Here is an 18052-nt window from a genome sequence, read left to right as displayed (position 1 = left end):
GCACCTCGGGAGCGACGGGGCCGGATGCTAGCATTGCTGCGCTTTACGCCCCCGAACCGCGCCGTTGCTCACGAGGGAAGGAATCGGCCCCGACAGACGTAGTGGAAGGTGATGCGTGCATTCGAGCGATGCCGTGCGCGAAGGACTGATCCCGCTGCTGCCACGCCTGCGCCGCCTCGCGCGGGCGCTGGCCGGTCAGGTCGCCGATGCCGACGACCTGGTGCAGGTGGTGCTGGAGCGTGCGCTGGCCCGGTCCGCGCAGTGGCGGCCGGACGCCGCGCTGGACAAGTGGGTGTTCGCGATCGCGCGCAACGCCTGGCGGGACGAGCTGCGCGCGCGCGGCCGGGCACAGCATCTGTTCGCGCCGGAGGAAGTCGGCGAGACGGTGGCCGACGCTGGCGCGGCACGGCCCGCGCAGCAGCTGGAACTGGCGCAGGCGCTGGCGACGCTGCCGCCGGACCATCGCGAGGTGGTGGCGCTGGTGCTGGTCGAGGGCCTGTCCTATGACGAGGCCGCCGCCTTGCTGGAAGTGCCGGTGGGCACCGTCACCAGCCGCCTGGCGCGCGCACGCGGCACCTTGCAGGCCCTACTCGGGAACGACGCATGAACACGATCGACGACGACACCTTGCAAGCCTACGTGGACGGCGAACTCGACGCCGCGGAAGCCGCGCGCGTCGAGGCCGTGCTGGCGCAGGACGACGCGCTGGCCCGTCGCGTGCGGCAGATGTGCGCCCTGGATGCGCAACTGCGGGCCGCATTCGATCCGGTGCTCGACGAGGCGGTGCCCGCGCATCTGTCCGCCTTGCTGCAGGCACCGGCCGCGCCGGCGACAAAACCGGCCGCGCGGTTCAGCGTGGTGGCGGGTGGGCGTGGCGCGCATCCCGCCAGCCACCGTGCGCCCCGTCGCTGGTTGATGCCGGGCGCCGCCCTGGCCGCCTCGGTGGCGTTGCTGGCCGCGGGCCTGTGGTGGTGGCAGTCCGGCAGCAGTTTGGTGCGCACGCAGGGCGACCGGCAGTTCGCCACGGGCACGCTGGCGCGCGCGCTCGACCGGGAATTGGCGAGCGAGCCGGATGCGCAGGCCCCGGTCGCGATCGGCCTGACTTTCCGTGCCGCCGACGGCCACATCTGCCGCAGCTTCACCGTCCGCACGCCGCCGGTGCGCGCCGGGCTGGCCTGCCACACGACGGCGGGCTGGGAGCTGCCCGTGCTGGGGCCGTCGGTCCCGGCCGAAACCGGCGAGTTGCGCCAGGCGGCGAGTGGCCTGACGCCCGCGGTGCAGGCCGCGATCGATGCCCGCTTGCGCGGCAATGTGTTCGATGCGCAGCAGGAGCGCGCGGCCCGCGTGGCGGGCTGGCGCTGAAGGCGTCCGCCCGGCATGCAGCCGGCCAGCGACGGGAAGATGAAACAGCGCGGGAGCGCAGCTCAACGCCGTGCGAAGTCGACCGCGCGCATGCAGCGGTCGAACGCCACGTTGCGTAGGCCGATGCCGGTGTTGTCCAGGGCGTAGGCCGGGGCAACGGCGGCGCGTACCCTGCAGTCGCGTTCGGCGTGCAGGCGGAGCGCAGCGCGGTCGATGGGTCGGGTGGCGCAGGCGGCCAGGCAAAGGCAGGCCAGGCCGGCAATCGTCGGCTTCAGCATGATGGGTTTTCCCGGAGTGGTTGGGTTCATGCGCGGCTCGTGCAAGGCAAGCCGCGCGGGGGGGTCACATGTTGCGGAACAGCGCCATGAAGGGCTGGCTGACAGTGAGTGTCTCGGGGCGTTGCTTGAGTCGCACGGTGCCCTTGCCGCTGTCGTCGCGCGCGATGGCGGCGATCGCTTTCAGGTTGACGATGGTGGAGCGGTGGATCTGCTTGAACACGGCCGGGTCGAGCTGCTCCAGCAGTTCGCGGATCGGTTTGCGCAGCAGTGCTTCGCCGTCGGCGGTCATCGCCACGGTGTACTTGTGGTCGGCGCGGAAATAGGCGACGTCGTCCACCATGATCAGCCGCGTCTCGCGGCCGGTGCCGGCGGTGATCCAGGTGAGCGGCGGCGTGGCACCGGCCTGCATGGCGCCTTGCGCCAGCTCGCGCAGCAGCAGGGCGAGGTCGCCGCGCGCGGTCTGGCCGGCGCTGGCGCGGCGCTTCAGCCGTTCGACGGTGGCGGCCAGCCGCTCGATGGCGATGGGCTTGAGCAGGTAGTCGATCGCGCCGCGCTCGAAGGCGGCGATGGCGTACTGGTCGTAGGCGGTGGTGAACACCACCTGCGTGGCGGGGCTGGCTTCGCCGGCGGCCGCGGCCACTTCCAGGCCGCTGAGGCCGGGCATGCGGATGTCGAGGAAGGCCACGTCCGGCTGTTGCGCGGCGATGGCGTCGAGCGCGTCGGCGCCGTTGTCGCATTCGGCGACCACCTCCAGTTCCGGCCACGCTTCGCCCAGCAGGCGGCGCAGCGCGTCGCGCAGCAGCGTCTCGTCCTCGGCGATCACGGCGCGGCTCATGGCTGCGCTTCCGTTGCGGTCGCTGCCGCCGGTTGCGCCGGCACGGTGAGCGTGGCGGCCACGCCTTCGGGCACGTTGGCCACCACCGCCAGCGAGGCGCGCGGGCCGTACACGAGCTGCAGCCGTTCGCGCACGTTCTTCAGGCCGATGCCGGTGCCGCCGCCGGCGGCGCCGAAGCCCTGGCCGTCGTCGGCCACGGTGACCGCCACGCTGTCGCCGTCGCGGCGGGCGAGGATCCACACGCTGCCGCCGCCGGGCTTGGGTTCGAGCCCGTGCTTGATCGCGTTCTCCACCAGGGTCTGCAGCATCATCGGCGGCAGCGTGACGGCGCGCAGCGCGTCCGGTACTTCGATCCTCATCTCCAGCCGCGCGCCCATGCGGATCTTCAGGATTTCCAGGTAGGCGCGGGCGCGTTCCAGTTCCTCGCCCAGCGTGGAAAGCGTTTCCTCCGCGCTGGGCAGCGAGTGGCGCAGGTATTGGATCAGGTGGCCGAGCATGCGGTCGGCTTGCGCGGGCTCGCTGCGGGTGAGGTATTGCGCGCTGGCCAGCGTGTTGTAAAGGAAGTGCGGTTCCACCTGCGCGTGCAGCAGGTTCAGTTTGGCCTGCGCCAGTTCCTTGTCGGTGGCGGTCTGGGCGGCGGCCAGCTGCTCGCGGCGGCGGCGTTCGGCCACGCGGCGGGCGAGGGCACGGGAGATCGCGTCGGCATTGATCAGGTTGCTGCCGTCGTCCACCCGGAACCAGTCGCTCCAGGCACCGCTTTCCGGTTCGCACACGAGGGTGACGCTGCCGCCGCCGTCGCCCGGCGTCACCGTGGCGAAGATCTGGTTGCGCCGGCTGCCCAGCCAGCTGAAGGGGTTGAGCCAGCCGAGCATGGTGCGGCCATAGGGATTGGGACGGCGCACCTTGGCGCGCACCTGCAGGCTGTCGCGGGCGCTTTCGACTTCCTCGGTGTAGGGCAGTTCGCGGATCGTCGCGTCCAGCATGTCGAACGCCTCGCCGGCCTCGAACGGCAGCTCGATCTGCCGGCGCTGGCGGTTGCCCAGCGTGTCCAGGTTCGCGTGCCCGGCGATCAGGCGCACGCGCCGCAGGTGGGAGAACGCACCGGTCAGCACCAGCACCAACACCACGAAGGCGATGATTTCCGGCAGCGGTTGCAGGCCGCGGAACGGGCCGCTGTGGCCCATCACGATCAGGATGACGAACAGTGCCAGCAGCCAGGCGATCACCAGCCGTGCCACGAAGAAAAAGCCCTTGATCACGATGTTGTCCCCGGTGGTCGATCGTCGGAAGCGAGCATAGCCGCCGATTTCGCAGCTTGCGCCGGGCATGCGACCAAGCCGGGTTCGGCAGGCACGGAACGGGCGAAACGCGGCGCGAGGCCGGGCGGCAGGCATGACTTCCGGCCATTCCTGCCCATCGCCGCCGGCGCCACCATGGGCAGCCATCCATTCCCGATGCCCTCCAAGGAGAGGTTTCCATGCGCAAGTCCCTGGTTTCCGCGATCGCGCTGGCGCTCGCCGTGTCCGCCGGTGCCACGCTGGCGATGCCGGCGCAGCCGGCGGCCGCGTTGTCGCAGACGCCCACGCAATTGCCGCGCAACGTGCGGCCGGTGCATTACGCCGTGGCCATCACGCCGCATGCGGAGAAGATGAGCTTCGACGGCCGGGTCACCGTGGACGTGCAAGTGCTCAAGCCCGGCACCAGCATCACGCTCAACGCGGCAGGCATGAGGTTCTCGTCGGTGACGCTGGCGCCGACCGCGGGCAAGGGTGCGGCCATGGCGGCCAAGGTTGCGCTGGACGAGAAGGCGCAGACCGCCACCTTCAGCTTCGACAAGACCGTCGCGCCCGGCAGCTACAAGCTGGCGATGGACTACGTGGGTACCATCGGCACCCAGGCCAACGGCTTGTTCGCCATCGACTACCCCACCGCGTCCGGCCAGAAGCGCGCGCTGTTCACCCAGTTCGAGAACTCCGACGCGCGCCGCTTCATCCCGTCGTGGGACGAGCCCGCCTACAAGGCCACCTTCGACCTCAGCGTCACCGTGCCCGCCAACGAGATGGCGGTGAGCAACATGCCGGTGGCCTCGAAGGCCGGTGCCGGCCACGGCATGGAGAAGGTCACCTTCCGCACCACGCCGAAGATGTCCACCTACCTGCTGTTCTTCGGCCTGGGCGACTTCGACCGCGTCACCACCAGCTCGGACGGCACCGAGATCGGCGTGGTCATGCAGAAGGGGAAGGGCGTGCAGGCGGCCTTCACGCTGGAATCGGCCAAGACCGTGCTGCACGACTACAACGACTACTTCGGCATCAAGTACCCGCTGCCCAAGCTGGACAACATCGCCGCGCCGGGCAGCAGCCAGTTCTTCTCGGCGATGGAGAACTGGGGCGCGATCTTCACCTTCGAGTACGCGATGCTGCTCGACCCGTCCTACTCCACCCAGGGCGACAAGATGGAGGTGTTCAACACCGCCGCGCACGAAATGGCGCACCAGTGGTTCGGCGACCTGGTGACCATGGACTGGTGGGACAACCTGTGGCTCAACGAGGGTTTCGCCTCGTGGATGGCCGAGCGCGAAACCGAGAAAGTGCATCCGGAATGGAACACCGTGCTCGACACCGTGGGCGTGCGCGAAGGCGCGATGTCGGTCGACGCGGTGGCCACCACGCACCCCATCGTGCAGAAGATCGCCACGGTGGAGCAGGCTAGCCAGGCCTTCGACACCATCACCTACTCCAAGGGCGAGGCGGTGATCCGCATGCTGGAGGCCTATGTCGGCCCCGAGAACTGGCGCCAGGGCGTGCACAACTACCTCAAGGCGCACGCCTACGGCAACACCGTGTCCGACGACCTGTGGCACGCGATGGACGGCGTGGCCGGCGGCAAGCCAATCACCCAAGTGGCGCACGACTTCACCCTGCAGCCGGGCGTGCCGCTGATCAAGGTGGACTCGGCCATGTGCAGCAACGGCGAGACCACGGTCAAACTCACCCAGGGCGAGTTCACCAAGGATCGCCCGAACAAGCAGCCGCTGCGCTGGCACGTGCCGGTGATCGCGCAGGTGGTGGGCAACGCCAGCGCCAGCACCCTGGTGAACGGCTCCGCCACGCTCAAGCTGAAGGGCTGCGGCCCGGTGCTGGTGAACGCGGGGCAGAGCGGCTACTACCGCACGCTGTACGCGCCCGCGCAGCTCGCCGCGCTGAAGCAGGACTTCAACAAGCTCGCGCCGGTCGACCAGCTCGGCCTGATGGGCGACACCTGGGCCGAGAGCATGGCCGGCCTCGAACCGGTCTCGGATTTCCTCGACATGGCCAAGGCCGTCCCGGCCGACGCCGCGCCGGAAATCTGGGCGGAAGTGGCCGAGAGCCTGGAAGGCCTGGATCAGTACTACCGTGGCGACAAGGCGCGGCAGGATCGCTTCCGCGCCTATGCCGTGGCGCAGCTCAAGCCGGCGTTCGCACGCGTGGGCTGGGACGCCAAACCGGACGAGAGCACCTCGACCACGCTGCTGCGCACGCAGCTGATCGGCGCGCTGTCCGAGCTGGGCGACGCGGACATGCTGAAGGAAGTGCGCCGCCGCTACGATGCGCAGGCCACCGATCCCAAGGCGGTGCCGGCGGCCCTGCGCAAGACCATCCTCGCCATCGTGGCGCAGCATGCCGATGCGGCCACCTGGAACAAGCTGCACGCCGAGGCCCAGGCCGAGAAATCGCCGATGATCAAGGATCGGCTGTACGGGCTGCTGGCCATCGCCAAGGACAAGGCGCTGGCACAGCGTGCGCTGGATCTGGCGCTCACCGCCGAGCCGGGCGCCACCAACAGCGCCGGCATGATCCGCGGCGTGTCCTGGCGGCATCCGGAAATGGCTTATGACTTCGCCATGGCGCACCGCGCACAGGTGGACAAGCTGGTCGACTCCACCTCCGGCGGCCGCTACTACCCGTCGCTGGGCAGCAGCTCGTTCGACCCGGCGATGATCGACAAGATCAAGGCCTACGAGGCCACCATCGATCCCTCCGCACGCCGTCCGGCGAACGCCGTGATCGCCAACATCCAGTACCGCCAGATGGTTCGCAAGGATCGCCTGCCGGCGGTGGATGCGTGGCTGGCCAAGAACGGCGGCTGAGCGTTCCGGCAGGCGACACGACAAGGCCCCGCATGCGGGGCCTTGTTTTTAGCTACTGTCGCTGGATTTCGGTATTGCCCGGCCGAGCTTCCGGCAATCGTGGAACAGTTGTCTGAAAGCGGCCACCGACTCGTTGCCATCAATCACTCGTCAGGTGCTGAAAACTGTTGCGCTGACCGATTGAATCGGCAGCCCAATACCTGACATTGCCGAACTACAAAGCCAACCCCGAATCCGCCGAGAAGAATTGCTCGAAGCCGGCAACTGGCTGGATGATGCCTGCCGTCGAGCCAGGCACTGCACATCACAACCATCCTCACCCATGGACCATCATGTGTCCGCGGTGGCCTGTCCGATGGTTCAAAACATCGAGGGACGCGCGCAACTCTCCCGCGCTCTGATAGCTCCGTGAGTGCTTCGCTGGCCCCTAACCTGCTGCCTTCAATGCGGCTCCGAGGAAGCGTTCGACGATCTCGGGCAGCATCGGCTCGACGGGGAGCGTGTAGTGGGTGGTGTTCGGCAAGATGGCGAGCTCGTTTGCGGGCCGCAGGGAGCCATCGATCCCGGCATCGCGCTGGCCTCCTCCCAACGCCTTCCAGAACTCGACCATGTGTTCGGGCCGGATGGCGTCAGCATCGGCATAGACCAGCAGCGTGCGCGCCTGAAGCCTGGCGATGTCGGCGCTCCAGTCGAAGGGGCGTTTGGTCATGTCGCCGACCTTCCTGAAGAGGTTGGTCCAATCGACGTCGGGATAGGCCTTCCCCAACGGGGATGCCTTGACGCTGGGGCCCAACGTGGTCGCGTTGGCCTCCAGCTGCTTGAAGGCCGCCACCCCTTCGGGATAAAAGCCGTCCTGCTTCATCGCCGCGGACACGAGGACGAGCCGGTCGACCACGTCCGGATGGCGGATCGCGGTCTGCAGCGCGACGCTGGCGCCCAGCGAGTAGCCCATGACGTCGGCCTTGCCATGGCCCAGATGGCCAATCAGCGCGGCGATGTCGTCGCCCATCGTTTCGCTGCGCAGTGGCCTGTCCGTGTCCGGCGTACGCCCATGCGCCTGGAGGTGAGGGGCGATCACCTGTCTGCCCCTGGCCAGTTCGGCCAGATTGCTCCCGAAGCTGTCCGGGTCGATACCACCGTGCAGCAGAAGGAGTGGCTTGCCGGCGCCATGCACGCTGTAAAAGATGTGCTGGCCGTCGACGTCGGCAAAATTCGCCTTCGACATGGCGAGAGTCTCCTTGGCTTGAACGGGACGAGTCGCAGTCAGCACGGCGGTCGCCATGGCCGCCTTCAGGAAATCGCGTCGGAGCATGTCGTCCTCACGTGGCGTCGAATGGGCCCGCGCAGTGGTGATCGTGTTTTCACCGCCGCATCATGTACATGCCGGTGGCCGCGGTGCCGTCAGGAGTTGCCCGCGAGCAATGCATCCAGCTGCGCGAACTGTTCGGGCAGGCCTTCCGCCGAACCGGCGAGGGCTTCCTCGAGGGCCGCTTTCGTGGGGTAGCGCTCGTGGAAGGTGACCCGCGTCTTGCCGGCAAGTTCCTCGAACGTCACCGTGGTCTCGGCGCCCTCGTCGCTTTCCTCGTTCATCCAGACGATGCGCTCGTTCGGTATCACTTCGCGGTACGTGCCGAAGAACGCCATCGGCTGATCGAAGGCCGGATGGCTGAACACGAGGCGATACGTGCCTCCGGTGCGCACATCCATGTTGCACGAGACCAGCGACATGCCCACCGACTTCGGCACCCACCAACGCGTGAACAAGTCGGGCTTGCTCCACGCTTCGAAGACGATGTGCGCCGGGGCATCGAACGTTCGCATCACGACGAGCTCGTGGTCGGACTTGCGTTCCACGACGGTGCGGTTCATGGCGGCAGAACTACCTTCTTTGGCTTGTGGCATTTGCCTTCTCCTTGCGGTTCAAGTCTTCGACAATCTCGTCCAGCGCGTCGAAACGCGCGGTCCACAGTTGGCGGTGTTGCTCGATCCAGGCGGCCTCTTCTTCCAGCCGTCGCTGCCCGAGCCTGCAGGTTCGCACGCGCCCGATCTTCTCCGTGGTCACCAGCCCCGCCTGCTCCAGGATGCTGACGTGCTTCTTCATGCCCGTGAGGGTCATGCGGAACCGTTGGGCAAGATCGGTGACTGAGGCGTCTGCACGCCAGAGCTGCTCCAGTACGCCGCGTCGGGTGACATCGGAGAGCGCGGCGAACGTTGCGTCGAGGCGGGCTTGATACTGAACCATTTGGTTCACTGTAAGGCGAGCATGGGTGATTTGCAAGCGGATGACCCCGCGGGCGCAAATCGCACGCAGCTCCTCTGTCGCTCCGAACCCAACTGTGCACGCCGAGCGTGGGCAAAGTTCCGACCGGCGGCTTTGTGGCAGCCAGATCAAGACGCCGGCTGATTCCTCAGGGTCGGAAGCAGCCTTTGGCTTTGGCGAGAGTCATCACCCCACTGCCGCCTCGATGGCATCCAGCGCCGCCTCGACATTGCGCCGCGGCGCACCGATGTTCATGCGCATGAAGCCGCTGCCGCCGGGGCCGAAGTCGATGCCGGGATTCAGGCCGAGCTTGCAGTGGTGGACGAAGAAATCGCGCAGCGCGTGGTCGTCCGTGCCCAGTGCGCGGCAATCCAGCCACAGCAGATAGCCGGCCTCGGCCGGCTGCAGGCGCAGCGCGGGTAGCTGTGTGCGCAGGCGTTCGGCGACCAGATCGCGCGTGCCGGCGAGGTAGCCGAGCAGGGTGTCCAGCCATGCATCGCCTTGCGACCACGCCGCCTCCGCTGCAGCGATCGCGAATGGATTGGCGCCGTCGAGATGCAGCTCGTCGACCTTGCGCACCACTGCGGCACGCAGCTCCGCCCGCGATGCCACCAGCACGGACAGCGCCAGGCCCTGCAGGTTGAAGCTCTTGCTGGGCGAAACCACCGAAATGATGCGGTCGTCCGTGCGGGCGAGCGTGGCCAGCGGGATGTGGCGCGCGTCGGGCAGCGCGAGGTCGCCGTGCACTTCGTCGCTGATGATGGCCAGTTCGTGGCGGCGCGCGAGCTGCAGCAGTTCGGTGAGCTCGGCTTCGCTCCAGACGCGACCCACCGGGTTGTGCGGATTGCACAGCAGCAGCACGCGCGCGCCATCCTTCACGCACTGCCCCAGTTGCGCGAAATCCATCGTGTAGCGGCCATCGCGTTCGAGCAGCGGGTTGAACACCAGCTTGCGGCCGCAGGCACTGGTGGCGTGGAAGAAGCCGCCGTAGACCGGCGGCTGCACGATCACCGCGTCGCCGGGTGACGTCACCGCCTGCAGCGCGGCGGAGAGCGCGGCCAGCACGCCGTTGACCGGCACGATGGCCTCGCGCGTCACCGTCCAGCGATGGCGTCGCGCGCACCAGCCGATCAGTGCATCAAGCAGGCTGGCCGGGTATTGCGTGTAGCCGTAGATCGGATGACGGGCGCGTTCCTGCAGCGCCTCGACCACGCACGGTGGCGCGGCGAAATCCATGTCGGCGATCCACAGCGGCGCGACATCGGCCGTGCCGAACTTCTGCGCGCGGGCGTCGAGCTTCGTCGCGTGGCTGCCGTGGCGGTCGATGGGCTGGTCGAAATCGAATTTCACGGCGCGTATTCCATCCTTGCCGGTGGGACTCCCTCCCCTGCGTGCAGGGGAGGGTTGGGGTGGGGTGCCCGGGTTGGAGGGCAAAAGGCCAACCCCCTCCCGGCCTCCCCCTGCATGCAGGGGGAGGAGACCCCGTGGCAGCCTATGCGCGTCGCCGCCACAGCGTCACTTCGGACAAGGTGTGCTGGAACTTGCGGCGTGTCTCGCGTATCACGAACGGCACCGCGCGTGGCTCGCCCAGCCGTTCGAAGTATTTGCCGAGGATGGCGTCGAGGCCGTCCAGCGTGGTGAAGCTTTCGCCGTCCTTCTTGAAGCCCCCCACCCAGTCCGCGCGCGGCGTGTGTTCGGCGAGCCAGGTGTAGGGCGAGGTGATCATCAGGATGCCGCCGGGATTCAGGCGCTCGTGGATCGCTTCGAGGAACTGCGCCGGGTTGTAGAGGCGGTCGATCAGGTTCGCGGCGAGGATGAAGTCGTAGCCGGTGAACTGTGGCTTGAGATTGCAGGCGTCGCCCTGGAAGAACTCCACCTTGGCGACGGTGTCCGCGAGGCCAAGCTCGGCGAGGTTGCGCGACTTGTATTCGACCAGCTCGCCTTCGTCCGCCAGCAGGTAGCGCAGGCTGTCGCCGCGCGCCAGCGCCACGCCTTGCCCGATGAAGCGCGCGGAGAAGTCCACGCCGGTGACGCGGCCGAAGTGGCGGGCCAGCTCGAACGTGGCGCGGCCGGAGGCGCAGCCGAGATCCAGCGCAGTGCGCTTCGGCGCATTGCCCAGCGCCGTGATCGCCAGTTCCGCCAGCGCCTGCGGGAAGTTCGGCACGCCGAAATAGCTGTCGCCATAGTGGAACTCGGCGTATTCGCTGAGCAGCTTGTCGGTTTCGTAGTGCGAGGCCGGGGCCGGCTTGAGGTGCTTGGAAATCACGTAGCGAAACCCTGCATGCTGGAAGAAGTGGCGGCGGAAGGCGTAGCGCGAGGCGGCCTCGGCCTCGTTGCCGGTGGCGATCCACGAGCCGCCCTTCATCAGGTTGTGGCGGCCGTCGAAGGTGGGCGTGCTGAAGTCGTCGTAGATCGGGTGTACCTGGAAACCTTCGAATGGATAGATCGGCGTTTCCGTCCACTGCCAGGCATTGCCGGCGACATCGAAGAACTCGCCTTGCGCGAAATGGTTCACCGGGCATGACGAAGCCCAGTGCGCGAGGTTGAGGTTCGCGTCCGGCGTTTCGCCGTCCGGCACGCCGCGCCGGCTTTCGGCATACAGGCGATACCACTCGTCCTCGGTGGGCAGGCGCACCGGCTGGCCACTATGGGCGGATTTCCAACGGCAGAACGCCTTGGCCTCGTGGTAGTTCACTTCCACCGGCCAGTCCCAAGGCATCGGCACTTCGGCGGTCATCAGTCGCAGCAGCCAGCCCTCGTCCGAGCGGCGCCAGAACGTGGGATGGTCGGCCTTGGCGAATTCGCGCCAGCCGTTGCCTTCGTCTTCCCAGTAACCGGATTGGGTGTAGCCGCCGGCTTCGACGAAGGCGAGGAACTCGCGGTTGCTGACCAGCATGCGGCTGGCCTCGAAGGCGGGCACCTCGGTTTCATGGCTGCCGTATTCGTTGTCCCAGCCGTAGATGGCGCTGGCGATGCCGCGGCCCAGCACGACCTTGCCGGCCGGCACCTTCACCAGCGTGTTCTGCGGCGCCTCGCCGGTTTGCGTGCAGGGCTGCCACGCGGAGTGCGGTTTCACGTAGGCCAGCTTGTGCTGGCGGATCAGCACCGACGAGGTTTCCAGGTGGATGCGCTCGTGCTCGATGCCCATGACTATGGCCCACCACGGGTGGTCCCAGGCTATCGGCAAGCTCAGCGGCGCCTCGTCTATCTGGCGCAGCACCAGCGCGCGCACCTTGTCGCGATAAGCCTGCACCTCGGCCACGCTGGGCCACTCGTAGTGCGCGTCATTGAGATCGTCCCAGCCCATCTCGTCCACGCCCACCGCGAACACGGATTCGAGATGCGGGTCGACGCGCTCCTCGATCATCCGCGTCAACAGCAGCTTGTTGACGAAGAACGTGGCGGTGTGGCCGTAGTAGAAGACCAGCGGATGGCGCAGCGTGATAGCCGGCTCGTACCAGGCCGCATCGACGGCCAGCGTCTGGAACAGCGACTCGTAGCGGTCGAAGGTGCTGGTGAAGTACTCGCGCAACGCCCGGCGCATGCGCGCGGGATCGGTCTCGTGCAGGTCCGGTGTCCGCGGCAGCGGCGTGGTGACGGCGTCGATGCGGCGGCCGGCTTCGGCGAGCGTGGAAGCGTTCAAGGCGATGACCTCTCGATCCCGGGGAATGGATGGCGCCTGGGGAATTTGCATTCTGGCACGTGTGCCGGCGTGCGGCCCTGCGGGCATGTGCAAAGTACACATGCGGGGAGATGAGGCGGATTCAATGCCGCTAAGCATGTGGTCGTCCCTGATTGCGCGAATCAGACAGGCGGCCATCCATGACCGCACTCCTGGAACGAAAAAGCCCCACGCGAGGCGGGGCTTGGAGGCGCTGCTGATGTGTGTGGCATGTCGGGCTGGAACCCGACCTACGTCAGGCATACGGTAGGTCGGGCTTCAGCCCGACATGCAGGTGGTGCAGACCCCTAACCCGCATGCGGGTTAGGGGCGGGCCATCACGCCTCGACTTCTTCCTTGTACGCATCCACCGGTATGCACGCGCACATGATGTTCTTGTCGCCGTAGACGTTGTCCACGCGCGCCACCGGCGGCCAGTACTTCTGCAGCTTCAGCGAGGGCAGCGGGAAGGCGGCCAGTTCGCGCGGGTAGGCGTGCGTCCACTCGCTGGCGCAGACCGCGAACGCGGTATGCGGGGCGTTGCGCAGCGGGTTGTCGTCGCGGTCGAGCTTGCCCTCCTCCACCGCGCGGATCTCGTCGCGGATCTGGATCATCGCGTCGATGAAGCGGTCCAGCTCGTACTGCGATTCGCTCTCGGTGGGTTCCACCATCAGCGTGCCGGCGACCGGGAAGCTCAGCGTGGGCGCATGGAAGCCGAAGTCGATCAGGCGCTTGGCCACGTCCTCCGCGCTGATGCCGGTGGCGTCCTTGATCGGGCGCAGGTCGAGGATGCACTCGTGCGCCACCAGGCCGTTGCGGCCGGTGTACAGCGTGGGGTAGTGCGGCGCCAGCCGCTTGGCGATGTAGTTGGCGTTGAGCAGCGCCACCTGGGTGGCCTTGCGCAGGCCCTGCTGCCCCATCAGCGTGATGTACATCCAGGAGATCGGCAGGATCGACGCGCTGCCGAAGGTGGCGGCGCTGACCATCGCGCCATTGCCGGTGCCTTGCGTGCGCGCGCCGTCGTTGCCGAGCGCCTTGGGCAGGAACGGCGCGAGGTGCGAGCGCACCGCGCACGGGCCCACGCCCGGGCCGCCGCCGCCGTGCGGGATGCAGAAGGTCTTGTGCAGGTTGAGGTGGCTGACGTCCGAGCCCCACTTGCCGGGCTTGGCCACGCCGACCAGGGCGTTCATGTTGGCGCCGTCGGTATACACCTGACCGCCGTGCTGGTGGACGATGTCGCAGATCGCCACCACGTCCTCCTCGAACACGCCGTGGGTGGACGGGTAGGTGAGCATGATCGCGGCGAGGTTCGCCGAGTGCTTCTCGGCCTGCGCGCGGATGTCCGCCAGGTCCACGTTGCCGTTGGCGTCGCACTTGGTGACCACCACCTTCATGCCGCACATCTGCGCGGAAGCCGGGTTGGTGCCGTGGGCGGACTCGGGGATCAGGCAGATGTCGCGATGGCCTTCGCCGCGCGACTGGTGCCAGGCGCGGATCGCCAGCAGGCCGGCGTATTCGCCTTGCGCGCCGGAGTTCGGCTGCAGGCTGACCGCGTCGTAGCCGGTGATTTCCACCAGTTGCGCTTCCAGCCCGGCGATCAGTTCCTGGTAGCCCTGCGTCTGCGCGGCCGGCGCGAACGGATGGATGTTGCCGAACTCCGGCCAGGTCACCGGTATCATCTCGGCGGTGGCGTTGAGCTTCATGGTGCACGAGCCCAGCGGGATCATCGTGCGGTCCATCGCCAGGTCCTTGTCGGCCAGCGCGCGCAGGTAGCGCAGCAGCTCGTGCTCGCTGTGATGGGTGTTGAACACCGGGTGGGTGAGGAAGGCCGAGGTGCGCCGCAGGGCCGGCGGGATCAGCGATGGCGCACTGGCGTCCAGTGCGTCGATGCTGGGCAGCGTGGCGTCGTCGCCGCCGAAGATGCGCCACAGCAGTTCGATGTCGGCGCGCGTGGTGGTCTCGTCCAGCGAGATGCACAGGTATTCGCCCCACGCCTTGCGCAGGTTGGCGCCCAGCGCCACGGCGCGCACCGCGATCGCGTCGGTGCGCTCGCCGGTCTTCAGGCTGATCGTGTCGAACGCGCTGTCGTGGTGGCTGGCGGTGAAACCGAGCTGCGCAAGGCCGGCCTTGAGGATCGCGGCGAGGCGCGCCACGCGCGTGGCGATGCGCGTCAGGCCTTCCGGGCCGTGGTAGACGGCGTACATCGAGGCCATCACGGCCAGCAGCACCTGCGCGGTGCAGATGTTGCTGGTGGCCTTCTCGCGGCGGATGTGCTGCTCGCGCGTCTGCAAGGTGAGGCGGTAGGCCTTGTTGCCTTCGGCGTCGATGGAGACGCCGATCAGGCGGCCCGGCATCGAGCGCTTGTAGGCATCGCGGCAGGCCATGAAGGCAGCGTGCGGACCGCCGAAGCCGAACGGCACGCCGAAACGCTGGGTGTTGCCGATCACGATGTCCGCGCCCATCTCGCCCGGCGACTTGAGCAGGGTCAGCGCCAGCAGGTCGCTGGCGAAGATGGCCAGCGCGTTCCTGGCGTGGATCTTCGCGACCTCGTCGCTCCAGTCCATCAGCCAGCCGCTGCTGGCCGGGTACTGGATCAGCGCCGCGAAGTAGTCGTCGCCGGCGATCGCGGCATCCCATTCCTCGGCGGAATTGGCCAGCTTGATCGTCAGGTCCAGCGGCTCGGCGCGCGTGCGCATCACCTCGATGGTCTGCGGGTGCGCATCGCCGGACACCACGATGACGTTGCCCTTGGCCTTGGCCGAGCGCTTGGCCAGGGTCATCGCCTCGGCCGCCGCGGTGGCTTCGTCCAGCAGCGAGGCGCTGGCGATCTCCATGCCGGTGAGGTCGGCGCACATGGTCTGGAAGTTGATCAGCGCCTCCATGCGGCCCTGCGAAATCTCCGCCTGGTACGGGGTGTAGGCCGTGTACCACGCCGGGTTCTCGAGGATGTTGCGCAGGATGACGTTCGGCGTGTGGGTACCGTAGTAGCCCTGGCCGATGAAGCTGCGGAACACCTGGTTCTTGCCGGCAACGGCGCGGATCTTCGCCAGCGCGTCCACTTCGCTCATGGCGGCGGGCAGCGCCAGCGGGGCGGGCGACTTGATCTTGCCGGGCACGATGGCGTCGGTCAGCGCCTCCAGCGAAGCGTGGCCGATGGTGTGCAGCATGTGCGCGATCTCGGCGTCGTTGGGGCCGATATGGCGCGCGATGAAGGCGTCGTGCTGTTCCAGCTCGCGCAGGGAAGAGGGGGTCTGGCTCATGGCAGGGGCGTCCGAAGTCAACGTGCGAGCCGCACGCGGGGCGCCCCTCTGTCCTTTTGCCTGAGAGTTTGGAGGCGCAATGAGCGCACCTCGTGCCCCTTCGGCGGCGGATTCAACCGCTCTCTCCAGAGTGCTTGACGCAGGATGGTATGGGGCCTGAGCGATTACGGGCGTTGCGCCTTCGGCAGCGGTGCACTTCTTGCGAGGGCGCCGCTTCTCCCACCATGCGTTTTCACCCGCCGATTATACAGGGACGGCGGGCGGTGCACGCCTGCCCGACGGTGCGATTCAGCTGCGGCAGGGATGGCCCAGCCAGGCGAGGTTGAAGCGCGCGTAGCTGAGGTTGCCGTCGCCGTCCTCCCAGAAGATGCCGAAGCTGCCGTCCGGCAGGCGCGCCATCACCGAGTACATCGCGTCGCCCGGATCGACCACGCGGCCGGCGTTCCAGTCGCGGCCGTCGTCGCAGGACATGCGCACGGTGAGCGTGCGGCGCTCGGTCGGGTCGGCGGTGTTGCTGAACAGCAGCCAGTGCGATTCCGGCCGGTCGGTGGCGGCCAGCGGCGCGACGCGGATGAGGTCGCCGTTGTTGTGCGGGTCGGGCAGTTGCGGGTCGGGTTCCGTCGGCCCGAAATGGATGCCGCCGTCCCGCGACAGCGCGACCATGCGCGCATGCACCTTCGGATCGGAGGAGCGGCTGTTCTGCATCACCGTGCCGTCGGCCAGTTCCACCACCTTGTTCTCGTCCAGCCGGCCGCCGAGCGGGGCGCCGATGTGCCAGCTGGTGCCGTGGTCGCCGCTGTAGGCGTTGACGGCATGGACGAGGTTGTCGGAGCCGCGGAACACGTAGGGCTGGATCAGCCGTCCGCGTGCGGAGTGATCATCGAACAACTGGATGCCGTGGCCGGAGGTGGCGAACATGCCCTTCCAGTCGGGGCGCTTGATCGCCGCGATCAGGTCGCGCGGCCCCTGCCAGGTGGCGCCGTCGTCGTCCGACCAGACGTAGCGCGGGTGCAGCGTGGTGGTGCTGTCGACGGCGTTGCCCGCCTGCGCGTTGGGGAAACCCACACCGCGCGGCGCCCAGGCATGGAACAGGAACACGCGGCCGGTGTCGCGGTCCACCAGCAGGCTGCTGTCGCCGGCGCCGGCACCGGCACCCTCGGTGTGGCGCACCACGGTCTGCGGCGCGCTCCAGGTCCGTCCGTCGTCGCGGCTGCGGCGCAGCAGGATGTCGATCTTGCCGGGCAGGTCGTGCGCCGCGTCGAGGCGCGCGTCGTAGCTGGCCAGCAAGGTGCCGTCCTTCGCCACCGCCAGCGCGGGAATGCGATAGGTGTGCACGCCGTTGTCGCCCGGCTTCGCCAGCGTGACGCGCTCGAACAGCGGCGCCGCGTCGCGGCCGGGCAGGGCCGAGCAGGCAGTGGCCAGCGTGCCTGCGAGCAGGACGGCAAAGGCGCGGCGCAGGTGGGCGCGAGGGCGGGGCATGGGGATCTCGTCGGGACGGTGAGATGGGGGCGTGGGCTATGCTCGACCCTTCATCCGTCAGCCCATGGGAGCACCATGATACGCATCGGCGAAATCGATCATGTCGTGTTGCGCGCCATCGACCTCGAAGCGATGCAGCGCTTCTACTGCGAGGTGCTGGGCTGCCGCGAGGAGCGACGGCAGGACGCGATCGGCCTGGTGCAGCTGCGCGCCGGCGCCTCGCTGATCGACCTGGTCGGCATGGACGGCAAGCTGGGCCGGCAGGGCGGCGCCGCACCGGGTGCGGAAGGCCACAACATGGATCACCTCTGCCTGCGCGTGGAGGACTGGGACGAGGCGGCGATCCTCGCCCATCTCCGTGCGCACGGCGTGCGCATCGGCGAGCTGGGCTCGCGCTACGGCGCGCGCGGCGAAGGGCCGTCGATCTACTGCTACGACCCGCAGGGCAACATGGTGGAGTTGAAGGGTCCGGCAAGCCGCTGAAGAAGGCTGCCTGCAGAAACGACGAAGCCCGCATCGCTGCGGGCTTCGTCTACAATTGGTGCCAGGAGAGGACTTCGCCGAGCGCAGCTAAGTGTCGGATTGTCTTAGGGATGGTCTGATCAATCACCGCCTCATGCTCTCGGCGCGTATTTGAGCCAGCGGCAGGCAAGATGCTCCCGCCCGCGAGCCCCATTCCATGTTCTTCGTGCCGCCGCCAGCCTTTTCAGGCCACGGCGGACGCAGCAACCCTATCTCGGTTGCAGCAGTATCCCGCGCGCCATCCATAGGTTGACCAGCGCAAACAG

General features: G+C 67.9%; 14 protein-coding genes and 1 riboswitch. Of the genes, 4 read left to right on the top strand and 10 right to left on the bottom strand.

Annotated features, from left to right (window positions below; all coding sequences use genetic code 11):
- The first annotated feature begins 115 nt into the window (after positions 1-115).
- Positions 116-607 (top strand): RNA polymerase sigma factor, encoded by a 492-nt coding sequence (locus B0E52_RS15995; protein WP_077485451.1) that lies wholly within the window; start codon positions 116-118, stop codon positions 605-607.
- Entirely contained in the window at positions 604-1362 is a 759-nt protein-coding gene (locus B0E52_RS15990; protein WP_077485450.1) for a hypothetical protein, read from the top strand. Before B0E52_RS15995 ends, B0E52_RS15990 begins: the two co-directional genes overlap by 4 nt.
- Before the next feature lie 62 nt (positions 1363-1424).
- Here the strand turns inward: B0E52_RS15990 and B0E52_RS15985 are convergent, their stop codons facing one another.
- The 3 genes from B0E52_RS15985 to B0E52_RS15975 form a co-directional block, all read right to left on the bottom strand.
- Positions 1425-1640, bottom strand: coding sequence for a hypothetical protein (locus B0E52_RS15985; protein ID WP_077485448.1), 216 nt, complete (start codon positions 1638-1640; stop codon positions 1425-1427).
- Between the two features lie 64 nt (positions 1641-1704).
- Positions 1705-2475 (bottom strand): LytTR family DNA-binding domain-containing protein, encoded by a 771-nt coding sequence (locus tag B0E52_RS15980; protein WP_077485447.1) that lies wholly within the window; start codon positions 2473-2475, stop codon positions 1705-1707.
- A complete protein-coding gene (locus B0E52_RS15975; RefSeq protein ID WP_254426838.1) occupies positions 2472-3734 on the bottom strand; it encodes a histidine kinase in 1263 nt (420 codons plus the stop codon). The genes B0E52_RS15980 and B0E52_RS15975 overlap by 4 nt, the downstream gene beginning before the upstream one ends.
- A 218-nt stretch (positions 3735-3952) precedes the next feature.
- On the opposite strand from B0E52_RS15975, the gene B0E52_RS15970 reads away from it, so the two are divergent.
- The gene (locus tag B0E52_RS15970; RefSeq protein ID WP_077485444.1) at positions 3953-6604 is read left to right on the top strand and encodes a M1 family metallopeptidase; all 2652 of its coding nucleotides are present in this window, start codon (positions 3953-3955) and stop codon (positions 6602-6604) included.
- Positions 6605-7031: 427 nt separating this feature from the next.
- Here the strand turns inward: B0E52_RS15970 and B0E52_RS15965 are convergent, their stop codons facing one another.
- The 7 genes from B0E52_RS15965 to B0E52_RS15935 form a co-directional block, all read right to left on the bottom strand.
- A complete protein-coding gene (locus tag B0E52_RS15965) occupies positions 7032-7916 on the bottom strand; it encodes an alpha/beta hydrolase (protein WP_254426837.1) in 885 nt (294 codons plus the stop codon).
- 89 nt (positions 7917-8005) lie between these two features.
- Complete coding sequence (locus B0E52_RS15960; RefSeq protein ID WP_217316705.1) at positions 8006-8473, bottom strand: SRPBCC family protein; 468 nt, start codon at positions 8471-8473, stop codon at positions 8006-8008.
- A gap of 10 nt (positions 8474-8483) precedes the next feature.
- A complete protein-coding gene (locus B0E52_RS15955) occupies positions 8484-8882 on the bottom strand; it encodes a metalloregulator ArsR/SmtB family transcription factor (RefSeq protein ID WP_217316704.1) in 399 nt (132 codons plus the stop codon).
- A 168-nt stretch (positions 8883-9050) separates the two neighbouring features.
- Positions 9051-10214, bottom strand: coding sequence for a PatB family C-S lyase (locus B0E52_RS15950; protein WP_077485439.1), 1164 nt, complete (start codon positions 10212-10214; stop codon positions 9051-9053).
- 142 nt (positions 10215-10356) lie between these two features.
- Complete coding sequence (ovoA, locus tag B0E52_RS15945; protein ID WP_254426836.1) at positions 10357-12507, bottom strand: 5-histidylcysteine sulfoxide synthase; 2151 nt, start codon at positions 12505-12507, stop codon at positions 10357-10359.
- Between the two features lie 356 nt (positions 12508-12863).
- Positions 12864-15785 (bottom strand): aminomethyl-transferring glycine dehydrogenase, encoded by a 2922-nt coding sequence (gcvP, locus tag B0E52_RS15940; RefSeq protein WP_077485436.1) that lies wholly within the window; start codon positions 15783-15785, stop codon positions 12864-12866.
- Positions 15786-15823: 38 nt separating this feature from the next.
- Positions 15824-15924, bottom strand: a riboswitch (glycine riboswitch).
- Positions 15925-16073: 149 nt separating this feature from the next.
- Positions 16074-17264 carry a sialidase family protein gene (locus B0E52_RS15935; RefSeq protein ID WP_077485434.1) on the bottom strand — a complete coding sequence of 397 codons (1191 nt, stop codon included), beginning with the start codon at positions 17262-17264 and terminating at the stop codon, positions 16074-16076.
- A gap of 75 nt (positions 17265-17339) precedes the next feature.
- Between B0E52_RS15935 and B0E52_RS15930 the strand changes: the two genes are divergently transcribed.
- On the top strand, positions 17340-17747 hold the full coding sequence (locus B0E52_RS15930) for a VOC family protein (RefSeq protein WP_077485433.1): 408 nt from the start codon (positions 17340-17342) through the stop codon (positions 17745-17747).
- Positions 17748-18052: the final 305 nt, after the last annotated feature.

The sequence above is a fragment of the Rhodanobacter sp. C06 genome (assembly GCF_002001105.1).
Lineage (GTDB): Bacteria > Pseudomonadota > Gammaproteobacteria > Xanthomonadales > Rhodanobacteraceae > Rhodanobacter_A.
Note: the sequence above shows the minus strand (reverse complement) of the source record. Positions and strands in the feature narration are given on the sequence as shown.

Coding starts and splice junctions, on each gene's coding strand:
- B0E52_RS15990 (WP_077485450.1), top strand. CDS start 604: ATGAACACGATCGACGACGACACCTTGCAAGCCTACGTGGACGGCGAA.
- B0E52_RS15985 (WP_077485448.1), bottom strand. CDS start 1,640: ATGCTGAAGCCGACGATTGCCGGCCTGGCCTGCCTTTGCCTGGCCGCC.
- B0E52_RS15980 (WP_077485447.1), bottom strand. CDS start 2,475: ATGAGCCGCGCCGTGATCGCCGAGGACGAGACGCTGCTGCGCGACGCG.
- B0E52_RS15970 (WP_077485444.1), top strand. CDS start 3,953: ATGCGCAAGTCCCTGGTTTCCGCGATCGCGCTGGCGCTCGCCGTGTCC.
- B0E52_RS15965 (WP_254426837.1), bottom strand. CDS start 7,916: ATGCTCCGACGCGATTTCCTGAAGGCGGCCATGGCGACCGCCGTGCTG.
- B0E52_RS15960 (WP_217316705.1), bottom strand. CDS start 8,473: ATGAACCGCACCGTCGTGGAACGCAAGTCCGACCACGAGCTCGTCGTG.
- gcvP (WP_077485436.1), bottom strand. CDS start 15,785: ATGAGCCAGACCCCCTCTTCCCTGCGCGAGCTGGAACAGCACGACGCC.
- B0E52_RS15935 (WP_077485434.1), bottom strand. CDS start 17,264: ATGCCCCGCCCTCGCGCCCACCTGCGCCGCGCCTTTGCCGTCCTGCTC.
- B0E52_RS15930 (WP_077485433.1), top strand. CDS start 17,340: ATGATACGCATCGGCGAAATCGATCATGTCGTGTTGCGCGCCATCGAC.